At 69.4% G+C, this 23,801-nt stretch carries 18 protein-coding genes and 1 pseudogene; 6 read left to right on the forward strand and 13 right to left on the reverse strand.

The features are described 5' to 3' along the window. Positions 1-71: 71 nt before the first annotated feature. The 4 genes from ABZU74_RS16035 to ABZU74_RS16050 all read left to right on the forward strand — a co-directional run bounded on the left by ABZU74_RS16035 (position 72) and on the right by ABZU74_RS16050 (position 4,553). Positions 72-782 carry a sugar transferase gene (locus tag ABZU74_RS16035; RefSeq protein WP_355423719.1) on the forward strand — a complete coding sequence of 237 codons (711 nt, stop codon included), beginning with the start codon at positions 72-74 and terminating at the stop codon, positions 780-782. Next, the gene (locus tag ABZU74_RS16040; protein ID WP_355423722.1) at positions 779-1,927 is read left to right on the forward strand and encodes an aminotransferase class I/II-fold pyridoxal phosphate-dependent enzyme; all 1,149 of its coding nucleotides are present in this window, start codon (positions 779-781) and stop codon (positions 1,925-1,927) included. The genes ABZU74_RS16035 and ABZU74_RS16040 overlap by 4 nt, the downstream gene beginning before the upstream one ends. Then, complete coding sequence (locus ABZU74_RS16045; protein WP_355423725.1) at positions 1,924-2,562, forward strand: acetyltransferase; 639 nt, start codon at positions 1,924-1,926, stop codon at positions 2,560-2,562. The genes ABZU74_RS16040 and ABZU74_RS16045 overlap by 4 nt, the downstream gene beginning before the upstream one ends. A 125-nt stretch (positions 2,563-2,687) precedes the next feature. After that, the gene (locus tag ABZU74_RS16050; protein ID WP_355423728.1) at positions 2,688-4,553 is read left to right on the forward strand and encodes a polysaccharide biosynthesis protein; all 1,866 of its coding nucleotides are present in this window, start codon (positions 2,688-2,690) and stop codon (positions 4,551-4,553) included. 62 nt (positions 4,554-4,615) lie between these two features. On the opposite strand, the gene wecB is transcribed toward ABZU74_RS16050, so the two are convergent. From wecB to ABZU74_RS16105, 11 genes and pseudogenes are all read right to left on the reverse strand, one after another. Then, positions 4,616-5,740 carry a UDP-N-acetylglucosamine 2-epimerase (non-hydrolyzing) gene (wecB, locus tag ABZU74_RS16055; protein ID WP_355423731.1) on the reverse strand — a complete coding sequence of 375 codons (1,125 nt, stop codon included), beginning with the start codon at positions 5,738-5,740 and terminating at the stop codon, positions 4,616-4,618. Then, positions 5,737-6,975, reverse strand: a complete 1,239-nt coding sequence (locus ABZU74_RS16060; RefSeq protein ID WP_355423734.1) for a glycosyltransferase family 4 protein — start codon at positions 6,973-6,975, stop codon at positions 5,737-5,739. Before ABZU74_RS16060 ends, wecB begins: the two co-directional genes overlap by 4 nt. Next, complete coding sequence (locus ABZU74_RS16065; protein ID WP_355423736.1) at positions 6,972-8,099, reverse strand: capsular biosynthesis protein; 1,128 nt, start codon at positions 8,097-8,099, stop codon at positions 6,972-6,974. The genes ABZU74_RS16060 and ABZU74_RS16065 overlap by 4 nt, the downstream gene beginning before the upstream one ends. Continuing rightward, positions 8,093-9,133, reverse strand: a complete 1,041-nt coding sequence (locus ABZU74_RS16070; RefSeq protein WP_355423739.1) for an SDR family NAD(P)-dependent oxidoreductase — start codon at positions 9,131-9,133, stop codon at positions 8,093-8,095. Before ABZU74_RS16070 ends, ABZU74_RS16065 begins: the two co-directional genes overlap by 7 nt. A gap of 137 nt (positions 9,134-9,270) precedes the next feature. Further along, on the reverse strand, positions 9,271-10,551 hold the full coding sequence (locus ABZU74_RS16075) for an oligosaccharide flippase family protein (RefSeq protein WP_355423742.1): 1,281 nt from the start codon (positions 10,549-10,551) through the stop codon (positions 9,271-9,273). After that, complete coding sequence (locus ABZU74_RS16080; RefSeq protein ID WP_355423745.1) at positions 10,548-11,618, reverse strand: hypothetical protein; 1,071 nt, start codon at positions 11,616-11,618, stop codon at positions 10,548-10,550. Before ABZU74_RS16080 ends, ABZU74_RS16075 begins: the two co-directional genes overlap by 4 nt. 33 nt (positions 11,619-11,651) lie before the next feature. Then, a complete protein-coding gene (locus tag ABZU74_RS16085; protein ID WP_355423748.1) occupies positions 11,652-12,284 on the reverse strand; it encodes a hypothetical protein in 633 nt (210 codons plus the stop codon). Between the two features lie 74 nt (positions 12,285-12,358). Beyond that, on the reverse strand, positions 12,359-13,471 hold the full coding sequence (locus ABZU74_RS16090; protein ID WP_355423751.1) for a glycosyltransferase: 1,113 nt from the start codon (positions 13,469-13,471) through the stop codon (positions 12,359-12,361). 6 nt (positions 13,472-13,477) lie between these two features. Then, positions 13,478-14,632 (reverse strand): glycosyltransferase, encoded by a 1,155-nt coding sequence (locus tag ABZU74_RS16095; protein WP_355423754.1) that lies wholly within the window; start codon positions 14,630-14,632, stop codon positions 13,478-13,480. Positions 14,633-14,750: 118 nt separating this feature from the next. Further along, a pseudogene (locus ABZU74_RS16100) lies at positions 14,751-14,942 on the reverse strand (S-adenosylmethionine synthetase N-terminal domain-containing protein); the annotation flags it as partial. A 76-nt stretch (positions 14,943-15,018) separates the two neighbouring features. After that, positions 15,019-16,452: a hypothetical protein gene (locus ABZU74_RS16105; protein WP_355423757.1), complete on the reverse strand. Its 1,434-nt coding sequence runs from the start codon at positions 16,450-16,452 to the stop codon at positions 15,019-15,021. Between the two features lie 294 nt (positions 16,453-16,746). Here ABZU74_RS16105 and ABZU74_RS16110 point away from each other — a divergent pair, with 294 nt between their 5' ends. Both ABZU74_RS16110 and ABZU74_RS16115 read left to right on the forward strand, forming a co-directional pair. Continuing rightward, positions 16,747-19,854 carry a M14 family zinc carboxypeptidase gene (locus ABZU74_RS16110; protein WP_355423760.1) on the forward strand — a complete coding sequence of 1,036 codons (3,108 nt, stop codon included), beginning with the start codon at positions 16,747-16,749 and terminating at the stop codon, positions 19,852-19,854. Between the two features lie 91 nt (positions 19,855-19,945). Beyond that, positions 19,946-20,863 carry an NAD(+)/NADH kinase gene (locus tag ABZU74_RS16115; protein ID WP_355423762.1) on the forward strand — a complete coding sequence of 306 codons (918 nt, stop codon included), beginning with the start codon at positions 19,946-19,948 and terminating at the stop codon, positions 20,861-20,863. A 10-nt stretch (positions 20,864-20,873) separates the two neighbouring features. Here ABZU74_RS16115 and pgm read toward each other — a convergent pair whose 3' ends face one another. Together pgm and glgC are read right to left on the reverse strand one after the other, a co-directional pair. Then, complete coding sequence (gene pgm / locus ABZU74_RS16120; protein ID WP_355423765.1) at positions 20,874-22,517, reverse strand: phosphoglucomutase (alpha-D-glucose-1,6-bisphosphate-dependent); 1,644 nt, start codon at positions 22,515-22,517, stop codon at positions 20,874-20,876. Between the two features lie 31 nt (positions 22,518-22,548). After that, positions 22,549-23,781 carry a glucose-1-phosphate adenylyltransferase gene (gene glgC / locus ABZU74_RS16125; RefSeq protein WP_355423768.1) on the reverse strand — a complete coding sequence of 411 codons (1,233 nt, stop codon included), beginning with the start codon at positions 23,779-23,781 and terminating at the stop codon, positions 22,549-22,551. Positions 23,782-23,801: the final 20 nt, after the last annotated feature.

The raw sequence follows: 23,801 nt of genomic DNA on the forward strand, positions 1-23,801 counted from the left end.
CGTGTGCCTGATAGACCCATAAACGGTGTTTGTCCGAGCAGCAGGAGGTGGGGAAGGTGCCGGTTCCTGGCGTGACTACCGTCGAGGGTCCTCGGCGGGCGGTTCGACCCGATCGCGGCAAGCGGGTGATCGACGTCGTCGCGGCCGTCATCCTGCTCGCACTGCTCGCGCCGGTGATCGCCACGGTGGCGCTGCTGGTCGCCCTCGGGTTGGGGCGTCCCGTGCTGTTCCGCCAGCTCCGCACGGGCCGTCACGGCGAACCGTTCGAGCTGATCAAGTTTCGCACGATGCGTGCGCCCGACCCGCGCCGTGGCCTCGTCGAGGACGGCGACCGGCTGACGCCGCTCGGACGCTGGCTGCGCGCCACCAGCCTCGACGAGCTGCCCACGCTCTGGAACGTGCTGCGGGGCGAGATGAGCCTCGTCGGCCCTCGCCCCCTGCTGCCGGAATATCTGCCTCGCTACTCACCTCACCAGGCCCGCCGGCATGAGGTGCGTCCGGGCGTGACCGGCCTGGCCCAGGTGCGCGGCCGCAACGGGCTGAGCTGGGAGACGAAGTTCGACCTCGACGTGGAGTACGTCGACACCCGCTGCCTCGGACTTGACCTGACGATTCTCGCCGCGACGGTCCGCACCGTGCTGCGCCGTGAAGGGATCTCCGCCGTCGGCGTGGCCACCGCTCCGACATTTCTCGGCAGTTCGGCTGGGGCCACGGCACCGTTGGGGACCGTCCCGACCGGGCGCCGCACCGCGGTGACCGTACGGCAGGGCGAACGCCGATGACGGACAGAGTGCACCTCTCCCAACCCGACGTCGGGCCCCTGGAGGAGTCGTACCTCATAGCGGCCCTGCGATCCGGCTGGGTCGCACCCGTCGGTCCCGATCTGGAGAGCTTCGAGAACGAGGTCGCGGCGCGGGTCGGCACCCGCGGCGCGGTCGCCGTCAGCTCGGGCACCGCAGCGCTGCACCTGGCCCTGCTCGGGGTGGGCGTCCAGGCCGGTGACGTCGTCGTCGTACCGACGCTGACCTTCGTGGCCACCGCGAACGCCGTGCGCTACACGGGTGCCCGGCCGGTCTTCGTCGATTGCGACGTGCGCACCGGCAACATCGACGTGCCGCTGTTGACTGAGCTGCTGCGCCGGCTGCGCGCACGCGGCGAGAGAGTCGGCGCGGTCGTGCCTGTCGACATGTTCGGTAGCTGCGCCGACTACGCGGCGTTGCTGCCGGTATGTGCGGACGCGGGCGTGCCGGCCGTCGAGGACGCGGCGGAGGCGCTCGGGGCGGCAGAGCACGGCCGGGCGGCCGGTTCGTTCGGCCAGGTCGGCGCGCTGTCGTTCAACGGCAACAAGATCATAACGACCTCAAGCGGTGGGATGCTCGTCTCCGACGACCTACCGCTGCTGGCCCGCGCCCGTCACCTGGCCAATCAGGCCAGGGAGCCCGTCATGCACTACGAGCACCGGGAGACCGGCTACAACTACCGCCTCAGCAACCTGCTGGCCGCACTGGGCCGGGCCCAACTGTCACGGCTCGACGGAATGATCGGCCGCCGTCGCCTACTGCGAGAGCGGTACGCGAAGCTCTTCGCCTCGGTGCCCGGCGTGGAACTGGTCGGCGCCGAGGACCTCGAGTCCAACTGCTGGCTCACCGTCATCCGGGTGCGGTCGGAACGCTCCGGTTGGCGGGCCGCCGATCTCGCCGCCCACCTCGCCGCTCAGAACATCGAGACGCGGCCGGTGTGGAAGCCGATGCATCGACAGCCCGCGTACGCCGACTGCGAGAGTCTGCTCACCGGGGCGGCCGACGATCTCTTCGCCGAGGGGTTGACCCTGCCCAGCGGCAGCGGCCTCACCGAGCAACAGGTCGCCACCGTGTTCGGCGCCATCGAAGGGTTCCTGGCCGTTCGAACGGGAGCGACCTCCGGGTGACGCCACTGGTCATCGTGGGCTGCGGCGGCCACGGCCGGGAGGCACTGACCATCGCACGGGCGACAGCTGTCGCCGGCGGGCCGCGGTGGGACCTGGTGGGCTTCGTCGACGACCGGCCGTCGGAGGAGAACCTGAAGCGGGTTCAGCGCCTGGAGGTGCCCTACCTGGGTGGGCTCGCGTGGTTACGGGACGCGCCGGCGGATCTCCACCACGTCATCGGGATCGGTGACCCGCTGGTGCGACGAGCCGTCGCCGCGCGGGTCGACGCCTACGGCACTCCAGCCGGAAGCCTCGTCCACCCGGACGCGACGATCGGGCGGGACACGCGGTACGGGCCCGGCTTGCTCGTGTTCGCGGGTGCCCGGGTCACCACCAACGTGACCTTGGGCCGACACGTCCACCTCAATCAGAACACCACGGTGGGGCACGACTCGGTGCTGGCCGACTTCGTCTCGGTCAATCCACTCGCCGCGATCTCCGGTGACTGCCACCTGGCGGAGGGCGTGCTGGTGGGGACCACGGCGGCGGTGCTGCAGGGCCTTCGGATAGGTCGGGACAGCACCGTGGGTGCAGGTGCCTGCGTGGTGCGGGACGTACCCGACGGTGTGGTGGTCAAGGGCGTACCGGCGCGCTGACCTGGTCAGTCCGAACCCCGTCACCAGGCAGTTACTCCGCAAATCATCTCATTGAAGTGTAAAAAGGATGAATAGCCTAATACCCCCTGCTCTGCGGGGCCAATCGTCGGAAACGGGAGTCAGACATGCCGCAGGACACCGGAAGGACCGAGCCTGCCGAACAACGGGTCCGTCGGGCCAGGGCGCGCCGCCGCGCCCTGGGTTTCCTCGCCACCGACACCGCAGCCTGGGTGGGTGGCTTCGTCGCCGCCGTCTGGACCCGCTACGAGTTCCACCCGCCCGCCGGACAGCTGAGCCGCGCGGCCAGCATCGGCGGTATCGCGGCGCTGATGTACGTGGCGGTCGCCGCGGTACGCCGGCTCCACTCTGGCCGGCACCCACTCGGCAGCCTCCAGGAGGTGCAGGGGGTCGCCGGTAACGTCGCCACCCCCACCGCCGTCCTGCTGATCGGGCTGCTGCCGTCGGCCGACCGACCGGTGCCGGCCAGCACTCCGCTGATCGGCGGCGCACTGACGCTGTTGCTGATGCTCGCCGCCCGCTCCGCGTACCGGCACCGGCACGACCTCGCGATGCGGCCCGACGTGCGCTCCGCCACCCCGGTACTGCTGTTCGGCCTCGGCGATGCCGGTCAAGGGCTCCTGCGCGCGATGCTCGGCGACCCACGCGGCCGGTACCTGCCGGTCGGCGCGCTCGACGACGACCCCGACAAGCGCAACCTGCGCTTCGGCGGCGTTCGCGTACTGGGCGGCCGGGCAGACCTCGCCGAGGCGGTCCGCCGCACCGGCGCCACCACCGTCATCTTCTCCGTGGCCAGCGCCGACGCCGCGCTGATCCGCCAGATCCGCGAGGCCACACTGCAGACCGGCGCCGCCTTCAAAGTGCTGCCGCCGGTCCGCGAGCTGGTCGACCATCGCATTACCGTCACCGACGTACGGGACGTGCAGATCAGTGACCTGCTGGGGCGCCGGCAGGTGATCGGCGACCTGCCGCTGAGCGGCGACGGCCTCGCCGGTCTACGAGTGCTGGTCACCGGCGCCGGCGGCTCGATCGGTTCGGAACTGTGCCGTCAGGTCCTGAAGGCCGATCCCGGCGAGCTGATGATGCTCGACCGCGACGAGTCCGCCCTGCACGCCCTGCAGATGTCACTGAATGGGCGGGCCATGCTCGACGGTCCCGAGCTGATCCTTGCCGACCTGCGCGACGACGAACGCATCCGGCGCATCATCCGAGAACGTCGGCCGGACGTCATCTTCCACGCCGCGGCACTGAAGCACCTCACGCTCCTGCAGCGCAACCCCGGCGAAGCGGTGATGACAAACGTCTGGGGCACTCTCTCCGTGCTGGACGCCTGCCGCGACGTCGCCAAGTTCGTCAACATCAGCACCGACAAGGCCGCCAACCCGATCAGCGTGCTCGGCTACTCCAAGCGCATCACCGAACGGCTGACCGCGCACGCCGCGCGCCGGTTCCCCGGCACCTTCCTCAGTGTCCGCTTCGGCAACGTGCTCAGCAGCCGCGGCTCGGTGGTCACCGCGTTCCAACGCCAGATCGAGATGGGCAACCCGTTGACCGTTACCCATCCGGACGTCACCCGCTACCTGATGACGTTGGAGGAAGCGGTGCGGCTGGTGCTCCAGGCCACCGAGATCGGTCGGGACGGAGAGGCCCTCGTGCTGGACATGGGCGCGCCGGTCCGCATCGCCGACGTGGCGAAGCAGATGGCCGAGCAGGCCGACAGTCGGGTGCCGATCGTCTACACCGGGCTTCGGCCCGGCGAGAAACTCCACGAGGACCTGTTCGGCACCGGCGAGGTCGACGACCGTCCGCTCCACCCGCTCATCTCACACGTCACAGTGCCGGCGCTCGACCCGCTCGAGGTGGGCGGACTCGACCCGTACGACGACGCGGAAAAGCTGATCGCCCACCTGGCTGCGCTGTGCACCCCGGCGAGCACCAGGGAGGGGACGATCCACGTGCCGCTGGCGCGTTAGACCGACCCACGAACTCAGCGGGCCCGGCGACCACTGTCGCCGGGCCCGCTGTCTGTCGCCGGTCAGCGGCGGATGCCCGCCCAGTCGTGGTGCCGACGGACCGTGGACAGGATGAAGTCGACCACCCGGCGGGAGGTGTCCCGCACCTGGTAGTCGGCCGGACAGGGAACTCCCTCGGCGCGGACCTGGTCGACGGTCACCTGGACCGCCTCCACCACACCATGCGGGTCGAGACCGGTCATGATGATGCCGCCGGCGTCCAACGCCTCCGGCCGTTCGATCGACTCGCGCAGCGTCACCGCGGCGAAGTTGAGGATCGCCGACTCCTCGCTGATCGTGCCGCTGTCCGACAGCGTGCAGAAGGCCTTCGTCTGCAGGTGTACGTAGTCGAGCAGACCGAACGGCTCGTGGAAGGCGATCCCGTCCAGCGCCGTCGCGCCGGGCGCCAACGACTCCAGCCGCTTGCGGGTCCGAGGGTGGGTGGACACGAGTACCGGAAACTGCCAGCGGTCACGAACCGCGCGGAGGCATTCCAGCAACCGGGCCAACCGGGCCGGGCTGTCCACGTTCTCCTCGCGGTGGGCGCTGACCAGGAAGTACCGGCCCGGCGTCAGCTCCAGCTGACGCAGGATCGTCGACGCCTCGATGTCCAGCCGGTAGTGCTCGAGCACCTCGCGCATGGGTGAACCTGTGTGCAGGATCCGGCGGGGGTGCAGCCCTTCGGCCAGCAGGTTCCGCCGGGCGTGCTCGGTGTAGACGAGATTGAAGTCGGCGACGTGGTCCACCAGACGTCGGTTCGTCTCCTCCGGGACGTTGAGGTCGAAACAGCGGTTACCGGCCTCCATGTGGTAGACGGGCACCCGCAGCCGGCGGGCCATCAGCGCACCGATGCAGCTGTTGGTGTCACCGAGCACGAGCAGCGCGTCCGGCCGCACCTCGGCGATGGCCTCCTCCACACCGACCAGTACGCCACCGAGCACCCGGCCGAGCGTCGAGGTGTCCACGCGCAGGAACCGGTCCGGCTCCCGAATGCGCAACTCCTTGAAGAAGATCTCGGACAACGAGCTGTCCCAGTTCTGGCCGGTGTGGACCAACACGTGCTCCACCACGTCGTCCAGCCTCGCCATCACCCGCGAGAGCCGGATGATCTCCGGCCGGGTACCCACCAGCGTCATCACACGGGTCATGGCCGTCCTTTCCCTGCTGCCACCTTCGTCAGGATGTCCTCGAACTGGTCGACTCCGACCCGCACACACATCCGCTCCCGGTAGGCCCGGCGGGCCCGCTGACCCATGGCGGCGCGGTCGGCCGCAGCCGTGTCGGCTGCCTGCCGCAGGCGATCCGCGAGCACCGCCCAGTCCCCCGGTGGGCACACCAGGCCGGCTTCACTCGACTCCACCAGAGCGGCGGCGTCCCCGCCCAACGCGGCGATCACCGGAGCGCCGCAGGCAAAGGCAGCCTGCAGCTTCGACGGGACGGTGCCGCGTAGCGCCGGCAGATCCCGCAGGCACACCAGCTGCCAGTCGGCCGCCGCGTACAGTTCGGCCATCTCCGTCGGCGGGCGGCGACCAACGAAACGCACGTTGTCCGCGTTCAACTCGGAAGCGAGCCTGCGGGCCTCGTCCTCGTAGGCACCCGACCCGACCAGAACCAGGTCCACCCGGTCCCGAACGGCGGCCGCCGCGCGGATCGCCGTGTCCACGCCCTGGAGCAGACCCAGGTTGCCGGTGAACATCACAGTGCACCGGTCCCGTCGTCCGAGCGTCGCGCGGGCCGCTTCCGTCGGTGCCACCGGCCGGAACAGAACGTCGTCGGTCCAGTTCCACACCACACGCACACGGCTCGGATCGGCACCCCGCTCCACCACGAGGGCCGCCATCGCCGGTGAGATCACCACGATCGCGGCCGCCAACCGGTATGCCGTCCGCATGAGGGCGTCCACGCCGGCCGCCACCGCTCGTCCGGCGAGACCGGTCGGGGCCATCCCGGAGTGCAGCACCGAGTCGGGCCACATGTCCTGCACGTGCAGGACGATCGGCGTACGCCGGGCAGCCCGAACGAGCGCCGCCGCAGCGACCGCCGTGGGCGGCGGGTGGTAGACGTACGTGACGTCGACGCCACCGAGCCAGCTCGGACCGGCGAGCGCGCTGCTCACACCGAACGTGATGTGGCTGGCCGCTCGGCGCAGCGCCGACGTGTCGTGGCTCGGGTACGCGGGAACCCGTCGCACCGCGACGGTTCCCTGCATCTCGACATGCCGCCAGCGTTGGCGCCAGCCGGGGTAGAGCCGCCCGTGCGGGTAGCTCGGGTAGGTGGTGAGCACCCGGACGTGGTGGCCGCGCGCGGCCAGGTGCTGTGCCAGGTTGCCCGGGATGAACACACCCTCCGGCGGATACCACTGGCTGACCAGGCCGACCCTCACGCGGCGACCACCGCGGGCCTCGGAATGCGCGACTCCACCGGCTCCGGCCAGGTGTCCGGACGCGCCGGGTCGAACAGCTCGTTGGTCCAGAAGAGGGTGACCAGCTCGTCGTCACCGGTGTTGACCAGCTTGTGCACCCACATGGTGGGCATGTCGACGGCGACCGGCTCGTCCCCGGAGACCGGAAATCGCACCACGTCGCTGTCACAGACCCGACGCAGGCTGATCTCCGCAGTGCCGCGCAGCACCACGAACCGTTCCACCTTCGCCAGGTGGAAGTGCTCGCCCCGGGTCACGCCCGGGTGACTGGTGGAGCTGAACGTCTGCCCGGCACCACCGTGCACCTTTACCGTCTCCACCAACTCGCCGCGGACGTCGGCGCGGCGGGGCAGCGCCAGCGGGTAGTGCGTCGGGAAGCAGTGCGAGCGATAGGTGTTGAACAACCGCACGAGGTGCCGGTCGGTCAGGACCGGGATCTCGCCGGTGCGGTAGGTGGCGGCCAGCCCGGCCAGACGTTCGGCGAGCTCGCGAACGCCCAGCCGTAACGCCGGCATGGCCGGGTCCCAGGAACCATCCGCCGGCACGCCGACGAGCCGGGCCGCGGCGTCGGTCACATGCACCAGGGCCATCTCACGATCGGTGTGGACCTCCGGCTGCCCACCCTCGGCGAGCACCCGACAGAACGTCGCCACCGCAGAGTTGTAGTACGGGCGGCCGTGCTCGCCGTAGAGGTTGGACAGCAGCACGTCCTCCAGCGGCAGTCGGGTGTCGGCGAGGATCCGAGCGGCGTCCGCCTTGGCGTCGCCGTACGGCGTGCCGTTGCCGGCCTGCACCGAGTTCGCGTACACGACGCTGGACGGCGGATCCGCGGCGGCGCGCAGGCCGGCTGCGAGTTGCGCGGCGATGCGGCGGTTGCCCTCGGCGACCTCCGCCGGATCGCCGCGGTTCACGCCGGCCAGGTGCAGCACCCGGTCGACACCGGAGACCTTGGCGCCGACGACACGAGGGTCGGCCAGGTCGGCGCGCGTGATGATCACCGGCTCCGGCCAGCCGAGCGCCCGCAGGAGCACCCGCACGTGCCAGCCGAGGAAGCCGCCGCCGCCGGTCAAGGCGAGTTTCAGCACGCCAGCACCGGGTCCCGCAGGGCCAGCTCCGCGCGGATCTCCGGCAACCTCTTCAGCAGCTCCATGATCTGCGGTACGCCCAGACGTGGCGCATTGGACGAGTTGAAGTCCTTAACGGGTTCTCCGTCCAGCTCACCCTCGGAGACGTAGAGCGAGTAGTTCAGATCGCGGGCGTCCAGCGGCACCCGGAGGAACTCGCCGAAATCCTCCGCCTGGGTCAGTTCCTCCCGGCTGGCCAACGTCTCGTCGAGCTTCTCGCCGTGCCGGACGCCGATGACGTCCAGTTTCGCCGGTACGTTGAAGAGCTCGCAGACAGCTTCCGCCAGGTCGCCGATGGTGCAGGCGGCCGCCTTGCGAATGAAGATGTCACCCGGGCGGGCGTGCTGGAAGGCATGCTCCACCAGCTCGACCGATTCGTCGAGGGACATCAGGAAGCGGGTCATCGTCGGGTCGGTGACGGTCGGCGCCCGCCCGGCCTTGATCTGCTCGATGAACAGCGGGATCACCGATCCGCGGGAGTACATGACGTTGCCGTACCGGACGCAGGAGACGATGGTGGCGCTGTTCGGGTTGTTGCGGGCGTGCGCCTGCGCGACCTTCTCCATCATCGCCTTGCTCATGCCCATCGCGTTGACCGGGTAGACGGCCTTGTCGGTGCTCAGCACCACCACCGAGCCGACGCCGTTGCGCGCGGCCGCCTCGACGACGTTCGCGCTGCCGAGGATGTTCGTCCGCACCGCCTCGAGCGGAAAGAACTCGCACGAGGGCACCTGCTTGAGGGCAGCCGCGTGGAACACGTGATCGATGCCGCGGCTGGCCTGCAACACCGAGTCGTAGTCACGTACGTCCCCGACGTGGTAGCGGACTCGCTCGTCGCCGAGGAGTCGGCGCATCTCGTCCTGCTTGGCCTCGTCCCGGCTGAACACCCGGATTTCAGCGACGTCCCGATCGAGAAGTCGGCGGACCATCGTCCGGCCGAACGAACCCGTTCCGCCGGTGATCAGGACCCGCCGTCCAGTGGTCAATAAAGTCACTGCCGCTCCGTTCGCTACTGATGGCTCGCGTCCAGCCGGCCGCTGCCGGCGGTGTCAATGGCCGCACTCGGCCCAACGAGCGAGCAGGATGCTTCGAAACGTCACCAAAGGGGCTAATGTCGACACACCAGGCGGGGTCAGATGCCGGTGCCGCGAACATCCGCAGCCAGGACGGGCTCACGCACGCCCGCTGCGGACTGGTCGGCGGCGTCGCGCCGATGCCGCCGGACCAGCAGCGCCGCGTACACGCCGAGCAGGGCGGTCAGCGCGAGTTGACCCACCCCGTACGACCAGGCGGCGCCCTGTGCACCGAACCGGCCGGCCGTCACACAGACCCCGACCAACTGCAGCGACACCGTGCCGACCGTGCAGAGCCCCACCACGTTCTCGTGGCCCCGGGCCTGGAGGAACGTCGCGAGTGGCTGGTTCACCACCACCACCGCGGCAGCGATCGACAGCACCACCAACACGTCGGCGGACTGCCGGTAGGTGTCACCGAGCACCAGGGAGACCGCGGTGGGTGCGAGCAGGACGAGAACGGCACACGTCACGACTGCCCCGCAGAGCAGCCAGAGGGATCTGCGCACCGCCTGCAGCGCCGCCCGGGACGAGGACGCCTGCGCGATGGCAGGTGCGGCGGCGGACGAGTACGCCTGGGCGAAGAACTGGACGGGCTGGGTCCATCGGGACACCGCGCTGTAGATGCCCGCCTGCGCACTGCCGCCGGTCGCCGTGAGCAAACTGACGTCCAGCGAGGTGGCGCTGACGGCCAACGAGAACCTGCCGTACCCCGCCGTCGCCCGCCACGGTGCGGTCAGGCCGGTCGGCACCCAGCGAAGTCGGGACGGACCGCCGAGCAGGATGCCGGTCGCGACGGCGGCGAACGCACCGCCGACCAGTGACCACCACAGCGTCGGCAGCGCGCCGACGGCGGTGGTCGTCAGGAGCACGACCGCCAGGACGAGCGCCACCAGGCGCTCCAGCAGGAGAACCGCGGCGACCTTCACCACCCGACGGGCAGCTCGTAGCGGCACGACAACCCCGTTGATCGCCGTCCGGCTGAGCAGGACGAGGGCGACCACCAGACCGAGTTCCGGCCACGGGGTCGCCAGTGCCGCGATCGAGATGACGAGTGCGACGGCGATGGCCACGGCGAACAGCACCCACAGCCGATTCCAGTAGCTCTCCTCGGTGATCCGACCAGCAGCGAGTTCCCGCACCGAGAGGGCGTTGAAGCCGAAGTCCACCACTCCGACCAGCATCCCCCCGATGCCCATCGCGCCGGCGGCCATGCCGAACGCGGCTGGTCCCGCCCGATTCGCCACCAGGGCGACGACGACCGCGTACAGCGCCTGCGAACCGGCGCCCGCGACGACCAGGGTTACGGTCTGAACCGCGAGGCCGCCGCGGCCGATCATGACAGGAACGCCTCGACGAACGCGTCGCTGCCCAGATCCACCCGGGGCGCGGGCGCGGGCGTGGCGATCGCCTTCTCCATCAGCCCCGTCACGGACTCCTCGGTCAGCGGCCCGCAGAGGCTCAGCCCCAGATGCTGCGCCCAGGTCACCAACTGGTCGGACCCCGCGACGACCACCTGCCGGCCCGCTCGGATGCCCTTGACCATCATCGAGTTGGGCTGGTCGCTGGAGTACGCCACCATGACACAGTCGCTCGCCTGCACCGCGCAGTTGATGCCGGAATCGGTCTGCACCCGGTCGTCCAGAATCACCGGCAACCCCGCGGCTCGGGCCCTGCCGAGCAGCGGTTGCACCTCCGCACGCACCGATGGGTCGAGTTGCCCACACACGAACAGCGCCACCGGCCGGTCCGCCAGTCGCAGCAGGCAGCGGAGCACCAGGGGCAGGTTCTTGCGAGCCGACACCTTACCCGCCACGAGGAAGACGAACCGGTGCTCGGGGAGACCGAGCCCGACACGCAGGGCGGTCGGGTCCTGGTCCTCCGCGTCGAAGAACACCGGGTCGGGCGCGACGGCCGGACGAGCCTTCCGACCCGCTTCCGAATGGTCCGACAGGTACAGCAGCCGTACCCCGGGGAGCCGTTCGGTGCGCCGCAGGATGAAATCCTTCGCCTTCAAGCGGGCGCGTACCAACGGCCGGTTGTCGGTGTTCCAGCGCGGGTCCTGAGTGACCAGTACGACGATCGGCAGGGCCGCCGGCCAGCCCCGCATCCCGAGCCGGATCGCGAACCGGTCGCCGTCGGGAACCAGAACCCGGGTGCAGCCGTACCGCATTGCCTGTTGGCGCAGACCTGCGACGTTCAGCGACGGATCCGCCAGCGCCACTTGTCGACAGCGGTCGGCGACGGCGGCAAGGTGCAGCCGATGCTCCGTGGACCGGAGGCCGGGCCGGGTGAGGGCGAGCACCACGCTGTAGCCGCGGTCCAGGGCAGCGGCCGCCAAGAGGCGGACATACATCAACCGATGCCCCTCGTGAGCCTGCGCAACGATCAGTACCCGTTCAGCCATCTCGGCGCCTCCTTCCGCCCAAGCTGGCCAGCACTAGCGGACGGTGTCTGTCGCCGGCACCATCCACGCGTTGAAGTCGCGGCAGAACAGCGTCGTGCAGGCGTCGACACCCAACCCGGGCTTGAAGCCCCAGAAGTCCAGCCGGCCGAAACCCTGAGCGGTCAGGGCGCGCTCCGCCGGACGGGTCGTCGGGCGATCGGTGTCGTCGAGCACCACCAGCCCCGAGGGGGTCAGGTACTCCTGCGCCATGCGGGAGCAGGTCGTCCGCGCCCTCCCGTCGATGATGATCACGTCCCAGGGCGCGCCTGCCTCGATGGCCCGTACGTAGGGCGCGGCGTCGTCCGCGTCCCACCAGGTTCCGTCGCAGGGCACGTACATGACCCGACCGTGGCGAGGTTGCGGGACCCGGCGGAACCAGTCGGCATCGTGTTCGACGGCCACGATCTCCCGCACCCGCAGCGCGTCGGCGAACCATGCGGTCGAGGCGCCGGCACCGTACTCGAACACGCGGCGATCGGCGCCGACGTGCGTGGCGAGCCAGTGCATCGCGGCGTAGGTCAACCAGGGGCGTGGCTCGCCGTCCGAGCCGCTCGGCGCCCCGCCCGAGACCGACCTGTGCCAACCCTTCGCCCTGAGGGTCGACAGCACCTGCAGCGAGGTGAGCACCTCCCGCCCGCTCCGTGGTATGCCGGGGACACGCGCGCGAACCCTGTCCATCACCGAAGGACGTCTCATCGAACTCAACACCTTTCGTTCTCGTATTCCGGCACCGGGAGTCGCCTTCTCGATGTCACCTGGGCACCCATCGACATGAGTTCAGCGGCCATGGCCGGGCCGGCGTTGAAGGCCGGGGTCGCCGGCACGCGGATCCGATGCAGGCTCTTCAGGTCGCGCGCCTCGGCGAACACCTCGGCGAGCCGGTCGGCGTCGCCTGCCGGAAACACCCAACCGTTGTCAGTGGTGACGCGATCGGCATGACATCCGACGACGTCACTGACAGCGACCCGCACGCCGTTGGCCTGCGCCTCTGCGACAACAAGACCCCACGGCTCGTAGCGCGACGGCAGGACGAAGAGATCGGCCGCCGCGAAGACGGGACCGAGTTCGTCCTGCGGCAGCGCGCCCAGGACTCGAATGCGCGAATCGGCGGCGGCAGCGCGGTCGACGAGGGATCGTTGCGGCCCCTGTCCCACGATCACCAGCCGCGCAGTGGAATCGGCGAACACCGCGAAGGCGGACAGCAGGGTGTCCAATCCCTTGGCAGGCGCGAGTCGCCCCACGAACAGGATGACGAGCCCGTCGCCGAGGGCGTGCCGGGTCCGCAGCGCCGAAGCCTGCTCCGGGCTCGCGACGGGCGGACTGGGCAGACCGAACGGGATCAGGTGCCGGTTGCCGAAGCCGTACTCCGCCCAGTACCGGTCGTTCTGCGCTCCCACGGTCCACACCCGGGCCTGCGGCCCGAAGATCGCCCGCAGCAGCAGCCGCTTCCCCCATCGTCGTACTGCGGGGCGTCGGCGCTCGTCGAGCCAGTTGCTGTCCGAGCGGAGCACCACCCGGGCGCCGCGCAGCCGGGCGGCGAGGACGGCGAGGACGTTCGCGAGCCGGGCGTAGCCGAAGCAGCAGACGACTTTCAGGTCGGGGCGGAGCGCGGCGTGCACCAGAGCCACGCACCTCGACGCCGCCCCGCCGTCGACCACCTCATGCGGATGAGCCGGCACGGCCGCACCCCAACCACGACCCGCGTCGCCCCGGTGATAGAGAGCGCGCACATCCATACCCGCGAGATGCAGGTGGTCGAGCACCGGATTCCGGTATGGAGTGGGCACCTCCACGATGAAGAGCACCTCCGCCACGATGCGTCAGCTCCTCTCCCGGACGGCGGTCGTGCCGCTCGACGCGTGGACAGCGCGCCCCTGCGCTGGTGGACCGGTCACATCAGCGAACGCGTCAGCGCGTACGAGATCGATCACGCTGTGCGTCTCCTGCCCGGCCCGCCAGGCGCGGTAGGCCTCGCCAGCCGCGACCCGCCTCGCGTGACGCCCGGCGACGTCGTCGGCCGCCATGCGCTCGATGACCCGGCTCAACTCCGCGGCGGAGATCGCGGGGAGGACGACGCCGCCGCCACCTTCGAGGACATCAGTCCACGGCGTCTCCGCCGAGCAGACCACGGGGCACGAGGCAGACAGACTCTCGGCGATGGCGTGCCCGAAATTCTCCCCGCGGGTGGGCAGGACGAAAGCGTCGTAGCGACTGAAGGTGGCGCGGACCTCTGCCGGAGGCACCGGACCGCGGTACCGGACCGTCACTGTGGCGGGTAGCTCGTCGCACAGCCGTTGGCACTCCCGCCAGTACGACGGGTCGTCCACCGGCCCGAAGATGTCGAGACTCAACGGTCGGGTGACCGACCTCAGGGCCCGCAGCACCAGATCGAGGTTCTTCATCGGCGTGATGCGGCTGATGAAGACGAGTCGTAGGCGAGCGTCCTCGTGCTCCACTGGCGGTGCGGGATCCACCGGTAGCAGCGTCTGGTTCGCCCGTAGCACGATCCGCGCGCCAGGAACGAGTGCGCGGATGTGCGCGGCCTCGCGATCGTTCGTCGCATGCCACAGGACATCCCGCCGACCCAGGAGCCGACGCCAGAGGGCCAGGAACAGCCGCTTCTTGCGCGACCGGATACCGAGTGCCCCCGGCGAGAACTCTCCGCGCGGGGCGATGAGGATCCGCTTCGCGGCAACCAGCCCCAGGATGGCCGCCAGCACCGGCAGCAAGGAGAAGGTCGGCTGCCAGACGCTGTTGACGTAGAGCAGGTCGAACGGGCCCTCCGACCGCTGAGCGCGCCAGATCCGCAACCAGTGCCGCGGGCTACGGCGGTCCAGATAGAAGACCCGGGACCGGGACCGCGTCGTCCACACTCCGGAAAGACCCGCATATGGCTCCCGACAGCCCAGATCACGATCACTGGTGACCAGCGTCAGGCGCACGTCCGACGGCAACTCGTCGACCATGCTGGTCATGGATCGCACCGGACCGCCGGCACGGTAACCGGGTTCGAAGTACGCCGACGTAGCCAGCACCCGGTAGTCGTGCTCAGAGGGCACTGGACTTGAGGGCGATCGCGCGGCCGGCACCCTGGGTGCCCAACGTGCTGGATGAACAGGAGACGTCGTCAAATTCTCTGGCCGAGGAATCGTATTGCACGATAAGCCGGCGAACGATCTCGGGAATGGTGAGCAACGCGTCCAGGATGCCGTCGCTGATCTGGTCACCACGCTTGCCAGGATGCCCCTCGGTGACTGGCTCGGACGTGAGAAGGCGGCCTGACACGATCACTCCCCTGAGGTGAAAATGCGCAATAAGGCAAGCGCTGGCGCAATTGACCAACGAGTTGCCGTACGATTAGTTACTTGGCCCGGGCGTTCACTGTTGGCGTCTCCCGTCGGGCGCGGGCGATCGTCCCGAGCATCGCTTCCGGCTCGGTCGGACGACGGGAAAGCCATGCCGTCGCAATTACCAGCATGGCCAGAACCACCAACCGAGGCCCGGTACGGGTCATGTAGGTGAAGCCACCCACCCAGACCAGATCGAAGAGGCCGACGGCGAGAAGAATTCCCGCGACGTAACCGCCGAGCGCCTTGGGCGTGGTCAACGGCCGGGACGATGCACGATCCAGAAACCGGTCGATGGCAGACACACCGAGACCGGTCACCGGAATCATCGCCGCCACGCCGACAACACCGAAATTGAACAGCCACTCGCCGTACCAGAGGGCCGCCACCGAATGGCCGGTGCCGGCCAGTCCGGGCGCGAGGTAAGGCACCAGTTCATAACCGAAGCCGACTGGCTTGTCGGGCCAGAACGCGCGGGGCACCAGGGCGACCACGGCAGCGAAGAAGGTCTCGCCCCACCCTCGGGGCAGGAGCCCGATGGTGTTCATCTGCCAGAGTTCGGCAAACGCGGACATCGGGCTGACGGCCGATCCAAAGCCATCGCTGTCCACGTCCGAGGATGCCCCACCGGCGCGAAGAGCAGCGAGGAACAGCAGCGCCGGTATTCCACCGAGGACCACGAGCGCTTTGGTGTAGCGCCGCCTGTCGCCATGAGCCAGGATGACCAACAAGGCTAGGGCGAGCGACCCGAGGACGATGCGTCCGAATCCGTTGAACAGATAGAAGAAATAGACGGTGAAGGCTACGGCGCACACCGAACCGCACAGCACCTTCCATCGACCGAGCGGGCCGCGCAGCAGACCGGTCGCCAGTAACACGACGCCGACGAAGCCGACCGGCTTCGCCGTGAACTCGGTCTCGGCAGCGACCAGCGAGGCGATGACGGCGACGGCGAGTAGGAGCAGCCCGAAGGTGAACGCCCACCCTGCGGTGCCCGCATCCACCCGGGCGGCGTCGGACCGGGCCCTGGAGGGCGGACCATCGCCCCAGAACAGCATCCAGGTGAGCACGTGGCCGAAAAAGCAGACGGCGACAATGGTGAACAACGGGATACCGGGGTCGGTCATCGCGTTCTTGATGCTGTGGTAAAAACCGCCGAAGCCGACGAAGACCGCGAAGGCGAGGTTGTAGATCCCCACCGCCGTGATCCGGGTGCCTCCGTGTCGCCAGAACACCCAGGTACCGAAAAGGATAGCGAGGAGGCTCAGGGCGACGGTGGCCTCGCGGTGCCAGTCGGTTTCCAAGGCTGGGTCGAGGACGAAGCAGGCAGCCCCTGCCGCCAGCCACGCGACACCGGCGGCCAGATTCTGCACGAACTGGGGCACCCCGGCGGCGCGCGGGCGGGAGGGCGGCGCCGAACGGGTGACCGGAATATGGATTGTCCCCATGGCAGCGGAGCGTATCGGAACAGTTACCACTCGATGCCTGATTCACATTCTTGGCCCGCCGTTTCTACCCGCGCCCCTACCGGGCGCGGAACATCGCCCGCACCGAGGGTCCTAGATCGGCCGACCGATCAACCTCACTGATCCGACCTGATCCGACCGACCCGACTCCGTCCCGGCCGTCACGCGAGGGAGCGACGCCGACACGGGCAGCCACGACCCACCCATCGACCGATTGACAGCGATCAGTCCGCACCGAAGGCTCGCGCCTACAGGTCCTTCACCCAAGGAGGCGCGATGAGACCGAGACGACTGGCGATCGCCGGCGTGGTCACCCTGCTCGGCGCACTGGCACTGACCCCACCGGCCAACGCGCGGCCACCGTCCGACCCGGGCGTCCGCGACGGCCTGGAGGTGTACGTCGGCACTGTCGACGCGAAACAGCGGGAGCAACTGCGCGCGGCGGGGGTCGACCTCGGCCACGACGCGAAGACGGACTCGTCCGGCCGCACGATTGTCGAGACGGTCCTCAGCCGACGGCAGGCGAAGCGGTTGACCGACAAGGGCGTACCGCTGTCGGTGAAGAAGGTGCGCGGCAAGGACGCGTCGCAGGCGCTGCGGGAGCAGGCCGCGGCCGGCTGGACGAGCTTCCGTCCCTACGGTGAGCCGGGCGGCCTGCGAGATGAGCTGAACGCCACAGCGGCCCGGTATCCCAAGCTGACCAAGGTGGAGACCATTGGGCGCAGCCAGCAGGGGCAGCCGATCGTCGCCGTGAAGGTCACCAGGAACGCGCGGACCGTCGCGGACGGGAAGCGGCCCGCTGTGCTCTACGCCGGGGCGCAGCACGCCCGCGAGTGGATCACGCCGGAGATGACCCGCCGACTGATGCACCACGTGCTGGACAGCTACGGCACCGACCGGGAGATCACCAAACTCCTGGACACGACCGAGCTGTGGTTCCTGCCGGTGGCCAACCCGGACGGCTACGACTACACCTTCACCCCCGGCAACCGCCTGTGGCGCAAGAACCTGCGGGACAACAACGGCGACGGTCAGATCACCTCGGGCGACGGCGTCGACCTCAACCGCAACTTCAGCTACAAGTGGGGGTACGACAACGAGGGTTCGTCGCCGGAGCCGAACAGCGAGACCTACCGGGGCCCGGGCCCCAACTCGGAGCCGGAGACCAAAGCCCTGGATCGGTTCTTCAAGCGGGTCGGGTTCGAGTTCTTCGTCAACTACCACTCGGCAGCCGAGCTGCTGCTCTACGGCGTCGGCTGGCAGGTGAGCACCCCCACCCCGGACGATGAGATCTACAAGGCGATGGCCGGTGACGACGCGCACCCGGCGGTGCCCGGCTACGACCCGGACATCTCCGCGGAGCTGTACACCACAAACGGTGACACCGACAGTCACGCCACCGTCAGGTACGGCACGTTGGGCTTCACGCCGGAGATGTCCACCTGCGAGGCCGCCTCGGCGGTCGACCCGGACGACCAGTGGCGCCCGGAGGACTGCGTCAGCGGCTTCATCTTCCCCGACGACGAGGCGCTGATCGCTGGCGAGGTGAGCAAGAATCTACCGTTCGCGTTGGCCGTGGCCCGGTCTGCGGCGGACCCGGACGACCCGGTCTCGGTGGTCGGTCGGAGCACTCCGGACTTCGTGGTCGACGCCTTCGACACGTCGTACGGGCGCACCCAGCAGGTCGCCTCGATCACCCGTCGGGCGCTGAAGAACGTGCGGATGCACTACACGGTCAACGGTGGGCGGCCGAAGACGGTCGCGGTCCGCGAGTGGCGCGGCGGCGAGCGGTACGGCGACACACACGACGACTACTACGCCGAGCTACGGGGCACTGTCAGCGGCGCGAGGCCGGGCGACCGGGTGGAGGTCTGGTTCACCGGGAACAAACCGCGTGCCGGGGTGGTGACCAGCGAACACTTCACCTACCGGGTGCACAACGACGTCGGCGGCGACGTGCTGGTTCTCGCCATGGAGGACGTCACCGGCCTCAGCCCGGCGCAGACCGGGACCACCGCGAAGTACGCCGACGAGGTGGCCGCGTCGCTGAGCGCCGCCGGGCGCAGCAGTGACGTGTACGACTTCGACGCGATGGGCCGCAAGGCGCCGCACCCGCTCGGCGTGCTGTCGCACTACAAGGCGGTGGTCTGGGAGACCGGCGACGACGTCATCCTGCGCTCCCCCGGTCAGGTGGCCGGCACGACGGCCAGGGCGGCGCTGGAAACCGAGCTGGCCGTTCGGGACTACCTGAACGAGGGCGGCAAACTGCTGGTCAGCGGCCAGTACGCGTTGTTCGCGCAGGGCGCCAACGGGTCGTACGTCTATCACCCGGACGCACCACCGGAGTGCACCGACGCCGAGGCCGCCAGCTGTCTGCCGCTGTTGAACGACTTCCAGCAGTACTGGCTGGGTGCGCACACCTACGTCAGCGACGGCGGCACCAGCCCGGAGGGGGAACCGTTCCCGGTCGCCGGGACCGACGCGGCGTTCACCGGCTTCACCGGGCAGCTGAACGCTTCCGGCTCGGCGGAGAACCAGGCGCACACCGCGTCGTTCCTGACCACGTCGAGCTTCCTGCCGCCGGACGAGTTCCCGCAGTTCGCCAGTTCCGCACCGGTGGACTGGACCCGACCAGGCGGCGCGCCGTTCGATCCGCGTACGGGTGAGTGGTACCTGTACAGCGGGCAGACCGACGAGTCGTACAAGCGGCTCACGCGCACGGTGGACCTCAGCGGGGCGAGCAGCGCAGAGTTGCGCTTCTTCACCTCCTACGAGATCGAGCAGGACTGGGACTTCATGTTCGTCGAGGCACACGAGGTGAGTAGCGACGACTGGACGACCCTGCCGGACGCGAACGGCAAGACCAGCACGGTCACCGGGGACAGCTGCGGCGAGGGTTGGGTGGAGCAGTTGCACCCGTTCCTCGCGCACTACCAGGGTGCGGACTGCTCCCCCACCGGGAGCACCGGCAGCTGGAACGCGGCGACCGGGTCGTCGGGAGGCTGGAAGGAGTTCGTGGTCGACCTGTCGGGCTACGCCGGCAAGCAGGTCGAGGTGTCGATCACGTACGCCTCGGACTGGGGCACCCAGGGTCTCGGTGTCTTCCTGGACGACGCCCGGGTGCTGGTGGACGGGTCGACAGTGGCGGAGACCTCGTTCGAGTCGGCCGACCTGGGTGGCTGGACGGTGGCCGGCCCGCCGCCCGGCTCCGCTGGCAACGCCAACGACTGGTCGCGCAGCCAGCAGGCGTTCGAGGAGGGCTCGGTGGTGGTCACCGGGGACACCGTGTATCTGGGCTTCGGGTTGGAGGGTCTGCCTCCGGCGGCCCGCGATGACCTGGTCGCCCGCTCGCTGACCCACCTCACCGGGCAGTCCCGCCCCTGATGGCGGCGAGGTGCGCCGACGGTCCGCGGACCGTCGGCGCACCTTCGGTGTACGCCGGGTACGGTCGCCGCGGATGTGGTGAGCTGTACAGGTGTCGGGGCTGGGACTTGTGCTGCACCCCACCCGGGATGTCACCGAGGTGGTCGGGATCATCGAACGGTGGGCGAAGCGTCACCACAAGACGCTGATGGTGCGCGAGCAGGACCAGCACCGCGTCTCGTCCTGCATCGTGCCGGTGCCGGAACACGAGGTTGCGACCCGCGCCGACGCCCTGATCAGCGTCGGCGGCGACGGCACCATGTTGGGTGCGCTGCGATCCGCCGTCCTCGACCCGAAGCCGGTGCTCGGCGTGCACCTGGGTCGTGTGGGTTTTCTCGTCGAGATCGAGCCGCCGGATCTGCCTGATGCGCTGAGCCGGTTGCTGTCGAAGGATTTCACCATCGAGTCGCACGCCTGCCTCGCCTGCGACGTGTGTGGCGACGACGTGGTGGCGTTCAACGACATCGCGCTGGTGCGCCAGCCCGGCTCCGGCTTCGTCAACGTCACACTCGCCATCGACGGTCAGCAGTACGGCTACTACCGGTGCGACGCCGTGGTGGTCAGCACCCCGATCGGCTCGACGGCGTACAGCTACGCCGCCGGCGGCCCGCTGATCTCCCCGGCGGCGGACTCGATGGTGATCACGCCGTCGGCGCCGATGGCCGGCATCTCCCGGTCGGTGGTGCTCTCACCCGACGAGAAGATCCGGCTGGAGCTGGAGCCCGACTCGTCCCCGGTGGTGGTCGAGATGGACGGGTTGGTGTTCCGCGACCCGGCCACCGAGGGAGCGGTGGGAATCAACTACCGCCCCAACGCCGGCCTGGTGGTGCGCTTCGACCCGCTGCGTTACCAGGAACGCAACCAGTTGAAGATGACCCTGCTCGACCTGCCGTTCCTACCCGAGCAGCTTCGCGAACTGCTCCCCGAGGAGTTGCGCCGCACCCGAAAGGAAATACCCCCACCCTGTTGACCAACAAGGCTCAGGCCTGGGCCAGGGCGCTGTCCACCAGGTTCTTGGCTTCTTCCTGGATCTGCCTGAGGTGGTCGGGGCCCTGGAAGGACTCGGCGTAGATCTTGTAGACGTCCTCCGTGCCGGACGGCCGCGCGGCGAACCAGCCGGACTCGGTGCTGACCTTGAGGCCGCCGATCGGTGCCCCGTTGCCGGGGGCGGTGGTCAGCGTCGCGGTGATCGGCTCACCGGCGAGCTCGGTCGCGGTGACCTGCTCCGGGGAGAGCTTGCCGAGCACGGCCTTCTGCTCCCGGGTGGCCGGGGCGTCGATCCGGGCGTACGCGGGGGCGCCGAAACGCTCCGCCAACTCCGCCCAGTGCTCACTCGGGCTGCGGCCGGTGGTGGCCTGGATCTCGGCGGCGAGCAGGCAGAGCAGCAGGCCGTCCTTGTCGGTGGTCCAGGTCGAACCGTCGCGACGCAGGAACGACGCCCCGGCGCTCTCCTCGCCACCGAAGCCGACCGCGCCGTCCAGCAGGCCGGGCACGAACCACTTGAAGCCGACCGGCACCTCCAACAGCGGCCGACCCAGGTCGGCGGCGACCCGGTCGATCATCGACGAGGAGACCAGGGTCTTGCCCACCGCAGCGGCCGGCCCCCACTCGGTGCGGGTGCGGAACAGGTGACGAATCGCCACCGCCAGGTAGTGGTTCGGGTTCAGCAGCCCGGCGTCCGGGGTGACGATGCCGTGCCGGTCGGCGTCGGCGTCGTTGCCGGTGGAAATCTGGTAGTCGGCCCGCGCGGCGATCAGCGACGCCATCGCGTTCGGCGAGGAACAGTCCATCCGGATCTTGCCGTCGCCGTCCAGGGTCATGAACCGCCAGGTCGGGTCGACAGTCGGGTTGACCACTGTCAGGTCCAGGCGGTGCCGCTGCGCGATCTCACCCCAGTACGCCACGCTCGCCCCGCCCAGCGGGTCCGCGCCGATCCGGATCCCCGCGTCGCGGATGGCGTCGATGTCGATCGCCGCCGGCAGGTCGTCGACGTAGTTGGCGAGGAAGTCGTACTCCCCGGTGGTGTCGGCGGCCCGCGCCCGCGCGTAGGTGATCCGGCGGACCTCCTTGAGCCCGGCGGCGAGGATGGTGTTGGCCCGGTCCTGGATCCACCGGGTCACGTCGGTGTCGGCCGGCCCGCCGTTTGTGGGGTTGTACTTGAAACCGCCGTCGTCGGGCGGATTGTGCGACGGGGTGATCACGATGCCGTCGGCGAGCCCGCTGGTCCGCCCCCGGTTGTGGGTGAGGATCGCGTGCGACAGCGCCGGGGTCGGGGTGTAGCCGTCGCGGCTGTCCACCAGCACGGTGACCCCGTTGGCGGCGAGCACCTCCAGGGCGTCCACCGCGGCCGGCGCGGAGAGCGCGTGGGTGTCCCGGGCGAGGAAGAGCGGCCCGTCCAGCCCCTGCTCGCGCCGGTAGTCGCAGAGCGCCTGGGTGACCGCCAGGATGTGGTCGGAGTTGAACGCGTTGCGCAGGCTGGAGCCGCGGTGGCCGGAGGTGCCGAACGAGACCTGCTGCGCCGGGTCCGCGGGATCCGGATGCTCGGCGTAGTAGGCGGTCACCAGGCGCGGCACGTCGACCAGGTCGGCGGGCTCGGCGGGCTGGCCGGCACGGGGGTGGGTCACTGCGGGATCCTCCTCGGGGAGTACCTGTCGGTCACGGCTCGACCTTCTGGCCCTTGCCGATCACCACGATGCCGTTGTCGGAGACGGTGTAGCGCTGCCGGTCCTTCTCCAGGTCGACGCCGATCTCGGCGCCCTCCGGGACGAACACGTTCTTGTCCAGGATGGCCCGCCGGACCACAGCGTGCCGGCCGATCTCCACACCCTCCATCAACACCGAACCCTCGACGTGCGCCCAGGAGTGCACCCGCACCTTCGGCGACACGATCGAGTTCTCCACCAGCGAGCCGGAGATCACCACACCCGGGGAGACCATCGAGCCGACCGCACGGCCGACCCGCTCCCCCCACTGGTGGACGAACTTCGCCGGCGGCCACGGCGGCTGCTCCGTGTAGATCGGCCAGTCGAAGTTGTACATGTTGAACACGGGGTGCACGTTGATCAGATCCATGTGCGCGTCGTAGAACGAGTCGAGCGTTCCCACGTCCCGCCAGTAGCCGCGATCCCGGTCGGTGCTGCCCGGCACCTCGTTGTCACGGAAGTCGTAGACGTTGGCCTCGCCGCGCTCCACAAGCATCGGGATGATGCTGCCGCCCATGTCGTGCTTGCTGGTCTTGTCTTCGGCGTCGCGCTCGACCGCCTCGCAGAGCGCCCGGGTGGTGAAGACGTAGTTGCCCATCGAGGCGTAGATCTCGTCCGGCGCGTCGGGCAGGCCGACCGCGTCGGTGGGCTTCTCGCGGAACGCCCGGATCCGCTTGCCGTCCTCGCCGACCTCGATGACGCCGAACTGGTCGGCCATCGACAGCGGCTGACGGATGCCGGCGACGGTCACCGCCGCGCCGGAGGCGATGTGGTCCTCCACCATCTGCCGGGGGTCCATCCGGTAGATGTGGTCGGCGCCGAAGACGATCACGTAGTCGGGCTGCTCGTCGTTGATCAGGTTGAAGCTCTGGTAGATGGCGTCGGCCGAGCCGGCGAACCACCACGGGCCACGACGCTGCTGCGCGGGCACCGGGGTGACGTAGTTGCCGAGCAGCGTGGACATCCGCCAGGTTTTGGTGATGTGCCGGTCGAGGGAGTGGGACTTGTACTGGGTCAGCACGACGATCTTGAGATAGCCGGCGTTGGCCAGGTTGGAGAGGACGAAGTCGACCATGCGGTACATCCCGCCGAACGGGACGGCCGGCTTGGCCCGATCCTGGGTGAGTGGCATCAGGCGCTTGCCCTCCCCACCCGCCAGGACGATCGCGAGCACCTTGGCAGCCATGCCCCGACGCTATCCACCCG

Origin of the sequence: Micromonospora sp. NPDC005171 (assembly GCF_040608575.1) — a bacterium.
Classification (GTDB): Bacteria; Actinomycetota; Actinomycetes; order Mycobacteriales; family Micromonosporaceae; genus Micromonospora.